The following is a 5,027-nucleotide window of genomic DNA, read 5'->3' as shown; positions in this document are numbered from 1 at the left end:
GCCAGCGAGGGCAGCAGCGTGGTGGCCAGATGAGCCTTGTCGCTCTCGAGGGGATTGACCACGGCCATGGTGCTGCGGCGCTCGTCGTCGTCGTCCAGTCCCATGGCGTCGAACACCGACGGGTCACAGAACGGCGACGTGAGCACCTCGACGTGCCCGGCCGCCGCCAGGGCGTGCCCCACGGCACGGCGGCCGCGCTGGAACGCGGTGAGTCCGCGACCGGCGGGCGCGGTGGGCAGCACCGACGGGATGTTCTCCAGTCCCTCCAGGCGAAGCACCTCCTCGACCAGATCCGCGGGCAGGGTCAGGTCGGGGCGCCATGCCGGGGCGGTCACCTCCAGCAACACCGCGTCATCGCCGGCGACGGTGCACCCGATCTGCTCCAGACGGCGGCGCGTGGTCCCCGCCGGATACCCGACCCCCGCCACCCGCGAGGGGCGCTCGGGATCGAACGCGATCGTCGGCATCACGGGCGCCGAGCCGACGTCCGTGAGAGAGGCCTCCACGGAGCCACCCGTGATCTCGGCGAGCAGGGTGGCCGCGCGGTCCAACGCCGCGATCGACGCGGCGGCGTCGACCCCACGCTCGTAACGCTTGCCCGCCTCGCTGGGGAGCTTGTGGCGGCGGATGGTCCGGAACACCGCGAGGGTGTCCCACACGGCGGCCTCGAGCAGGACGTCGGTCGTGTCGTCGGAGACCTCCGTGCTCGCACCGCCCATGACGCCCGCCAACGAGATCGGGCCGCGGTCGTCGCAGATGACGACGTCCTCGGGATCGAGCGTGCGCTCGACGTCGTCGAGGGTCGTGAGGGCCTCCCCCGCGCGAGCCCGACGGACGACGAGCCCGCCCTGCAGGCGCCCCGCGTCGAACGCGTGCATGGGATGACCCAGCTCGAGCATGACGTAGTTGGTGACGTCGACGGCCGGGGAGATCGGCCGCACGCCCGAGAGCAGCAGGCGGCGCGCCATCCACCACGGGGTCCGCGCGGACGGGTCGACTCCGGTGACCCGGCGCAGGGCGAACCGCTGGGCACCGGACTCGGCGGTCACCTCGAGCGGCCAGGCCTCCTTCTCCGACGGCAGCCCGAGCTCGACCGCCGGGTCGGCGAAATCCAGGTCGAACCCGCACGCCAGCTCGCGGGCCAGACCACGGGCCGACAGGCAGTAGCCACGGTCCGGCGTCACGTTGAGTTCGATCACGGTGTCCCGCTCGCCGGCACCCGCGGCCAACACCGGGCCGGCGGGGACCCCGGGCTCGGCGGTGCCCTCGGCGAGGACGATGATCCCGCTGTGGTCGGAGCCGATCCCCAGCTCGGAGGCCGAACAGATCATGCCCTCACTCGGCTTGCCGTAGGTCTTGCGCTTGCCGATCTCGAACCCGCCCGGCAGGACGGTGCCCGGTAGGGCGACGACGACCAGGTCGCCTTCCGCGAAGTTGCGGGCGCCGCACACGATCTGCTGCGGCTCGTCACCGCCCACGTCGACCAGACAGAAGCGGATGGGCTTCTTGAAGCCCTCCAGCTCCTCGATGGTGCTGACACGGCCGATGGTGAGCGGGCCGTCGATCTCGGGCAACTGCTCCGGTTCACCCTCCACCTCGAGGCCGACGCGCACGAAACCGGCGTCGAGCTCGGCCGGGCTGACGGACCAGCCGTCGTTGGCCCGCTGCAGGATCTCGGTCAGCCAGGACTGCGCAATTCGCACTGTGGGGTCCTTCGTCTTCTGGGGTGGGGGTGGATCGGTACCGCGGGTTTAGTACCGGACGCCGAAGGGCAGCGAGAACCGCACGTCGCCCTCGACCATGTCCCGCATGTCGGACAGTCCGTTGCGGAACTGCAGGGTGCGCTCCAGGCCCATGCCGAACGCGAATCCCGAGTACTCCTCGGGGTCGATCCCGCAGGCGATGAGCACGTTGGGGTGCACCATGCCGCAGCCGCCCCACTCGACCCAGCCGGCGCCGCCCTTCTTGCGCGGGAACCACACGTCGACCTCTGCGGAGGGCTCGGTGAACGGGAAGTAGTTGGGCCGCATGCGGGTGCGGGTCTCCGGGCCGAACAGCGCGCGGGCGAACGCGTCGAGTGAGCCGCGCAGGTGCGCCATGGTCAGGCCCTTGTCGATGGCCAGTCCCTCGACCTGGTGGAACACCGGGGTGTGGGTGGCGTCGAGTTCGTCGGTGCGGAACGTCCGCCCGGGGCACGCCACATAGATGGGCGGTTCCCGGTCGAGCATGGTGCGGATCTGCACCGGCGAGGTGTGGGTGCGCAGCACCTGCCGGCTGCCCTCGGGCGCGATGTGGAAGGTGTCCTGGAGGGTGCGCGCCGGGTGGTCGGGAAGGAAGTTGAGCGCATCGAAGTTGTAGTGCTCCGCCTCGACCTCGGGCCCCTCCGTGATCTCCCACCCCATGGCCACGAACACGTCCGCGACCTGCTCGGTGATGATGGTGATGGGGTGCTGCGCGCCCACCGGCGCGCGCCCCGACGGGACCGTCAGGTCGAGCGTCTCGGCCACGAGGACGGCGGCGTCCCGCTCGGCCTGCAGTTCGGCCAGGCGGGAGTCATACGCCTGCTGGACCCGGGTCCGTGCCACGTTGACGGCCTTGCCCGCGGACGCCTTCTGCTCCTTGGGGAGAGAGCCGAGGGTACGACGACCCAGGGCGATGGGGCTGCGGTCACCGAGGTGCGCCGTCTTGGCGGCGGCCAGCGCCTCGAGATCCGCCGCGGCGGCGAACGCGGCCTCGGCGTCCGCGGAGTACCGCGCCAGCGACTCCTCGTCGATCCGGACCTCGCCTGTGTCTTCGCTCACCGGTGCCCTCGTCCTCCCCGTCACGGCGGACTTCCGTCGACCGCCCCGCATCGGGGCCAAGACTAGTCGATCCCCGGTTCCGCCCCCGCTCCCCCCGGCGATGGCCGGGGGGAGCCGCGTCAGTGTCGTTCCCGCACCGACCCGGCGTCGACCAGCAGCTCGCGGGTCGCGCGGAAGGCGTCCCGCATCCGCCGGTCGTGGGTGATGAGCAGGACCGTGCCGCCGAACGCGTCCACGGCCTGCTCGAGTTGCTCGATCGCCGGCAGGTCCAGATGGTTGGTCGGCTCGTCCAGCACCAGCAGGTTCACCCCGCGCTGCTGCAGGAGGGCCAGCGCGGCACGGGTCCGCTCCCCCGGTGACAGTGACGCGCAGGCGCGGGCGACGTGCTCTCCACCGAGCCCGAACTTGGCGAGCAGGGTGCGGGCCTCGGTGGGGTCGAGGCCGGCCGGGTCGGCGGCGACGCAGAACGTGTCCAGCAGCGGGTCCGGCCCGCCGAACTCCGTCCGTGCCTGGTCCACCGTCCCGGGCTGGACCCCCGACCCGACGGTCGCGCGGCCCGAGTCGACCGCCCGCTCCCCGGTGATCGCGGCGAGCAGCGTGGTCTTGCCCGAGCCGTTGGAGCCGCTGATGAGGATCCGGTCCCCGGCATCGATCTGCAGGGTCACCGGGCCGAGGACGAAGTCGCCGCGGCGCACGACGGCCTCGGCGAGCACGGCCACCACGGAACCGGAGCGGGGCGCCGTCGCGATCTCCATCTGGAGCTCCCACTCCTTGCGCGGTTCGGCGACCACCTCGAGGCGTTCCATCGCCCGCTCGGACTGGGAGATCTTGGCGGCCTGCTTCTCGGAGCGCTGGCCCGCCCGGTTCCGGATGTGCTTGTCGCGCTCCGCGTCCTTTCCGCCGGTCTTGCGCATCGTGTTGCGCACGCCCTTGTCCAGCCAGGATTTCTGTGTCTGCACGCGGTCCTTCAGCTGATCGACCCGGCCCGCGTACTCGTCGTAGGCGTCGCGGGCCCGTTGCCGTGCCAGCGCCCGTTCGGCGAGGTATGCCTCGTAGCCGCCGTCGAAGACGGCGATCTGCTGCTGGGCCGAGTCCAGTTCGACGATGCCGGTGACGCACCTGGCCAGGAACTCGCGGTCGTGGCTGACCACCACCATCGGGCGCCGTTCGGCCTGCATGAAATCCTCGAGGACGGCCAACCCCGCCAGGTCGAGGTCGTTGGTGGGCTCGTCCAGCAGCAGGATGTCGTACTGGCTGAGCAGCACGGCGCCGAGGTTCACGCGGGCGGCCTGCCCTCCCGACAGCGCCGACATCGGCAGGTCCGGGACCGTGTCGTCCAGCCCCAGCCGGGCTGCGGTGACGGGGATCCGCTCGTCGAGGTCGCCACCGCCGAGCGCCAACCAGCGCTCCAGGGCGTCCCCGTAGGCGTCGGCGGCCGAGTCGGAATCCGCCATCTGCCCTGCCAGCGCGTTCATCCGCTCGAGCGCGTCCGCGACGCCGGTGACGCGGTGCAGGAAGTCGCGGACCACCTCGTCGTCGTCGCGCTCCACCTCCTGTCGGAGGAGCCCGACCGTGGCGTCCGGCGGGCTGAGGGTGAGCTGTCCCGTCATCTCGGCGACGGGGTCGCCGGCCAGCGCGTGGAGGAGAGTGGACTTTCCGGCGCCGTTAGGTCCGGTGAGGCCCCAGACGTCTCCGGGTTCGACGACGAGGTCGAGCCCGTCGAACAGGGTCCGCGCCCCGCGGGTGGCGCCGAATCCGCGGGCGGTGAGGGTCGCGGTCATGATCCCGCCAGCAGCCGGGCGCTCGTGTGGAGGCAGATGGAGGCGGCGGTGACGATGTTCAGGCTCTCGGCCCTTCCACGGATGGGGATACGGACGCGGAGATCCGCGCGCGCGGCGAGGTGCTCGGGCACCCCGTGGGCCTCGTTGCCGAAGATCCACGCGGTCGGCTCGGCGAGGGCCTCGTCCGCCCGCTCGACGTCCACTTCGCCGTGGGCATCGGCGACCGCCACCTGCAGTCCCGCCCGGTGCGCCCGGTCGATCAGGTGGTCCTCGGCGATCCGCCGCACGACCGGGAGATGGAACAGGCTGCCGGCGGACGCCCGGACCGCCTTGGGGTTCTCCGGGTCGGCCGCCCCCTCGGTGAGCCAGACCGCGTCGGCCCCGAGCGCGTCCGCGACGCGGACCAGGGTGCCGACGTTGCCGGGTTCGGACAGCGCCTGGCCGA

4 protein-coding genes are annotated in these 5,027 nt (G+C 72.1%); all 4 read right to left on the bottom strand.

All coding sequences use genetic code 11. The annotated features are described in order from the left end of the window. A partial coding sequence (gene pheT / locus G6024_RS13350) for a phenylalanine--tRNA ligase subunit beta (RefSeq protein ID WP_159148907.1) occupies positions 1-1,703 on the bottom strand: 1,703 nt, incomplete at its 3' end. Between the two features lie 48 nt (positions 1,704-1,751). Further along, complete coding sequence (gene pheS / locus G6024_RS13345; protein ID WP_067714075.1) at positions 1,752-2,801, bottom strand: phenylalanine--tRNA ligase subunit alpha; 1,050 nt, start codon at positions 2,799-2,801, stop codon at positions 1,752-1,754. Between the two features lie 119 nt (positions 2,802-2,920). Further along, entirely contained in the window at positions 2,921-4,582 is a 1,662-nt protein-coding gene (locus G6024_RS13340) for an ABC-F family ATP-binding cassette domain-containing protein (protein WP_159148906.1), read from the bottom strand. Beyond that, the coding region (locus tag G6024_RS13335; RefSeq protein WP_182640385.1) for a TrmH family RNA methyltransferase at positions 4,579-5,027 on the bottom strand (449 nt) is incomplete at its 5' end. The genes G6024_RS13335 and G6024_RS13340, both read right to left, overlap by 4 nt.

It is taken from the genome of Dietzia maris, assembly GCF_014144855.1.
In the GTDB taxonomy this organism is placed as follows: Bacteria; Actinomycetota; Actinomycetes; order Mycobacteriales; family Mycobacteriaceae; genus Dietzia; species Dietzia kunjamensis.
Note: the sequence above shows the minus strand (reverse complement) of the source record. Positions and strands in the feature narration are given on the sequence as shown.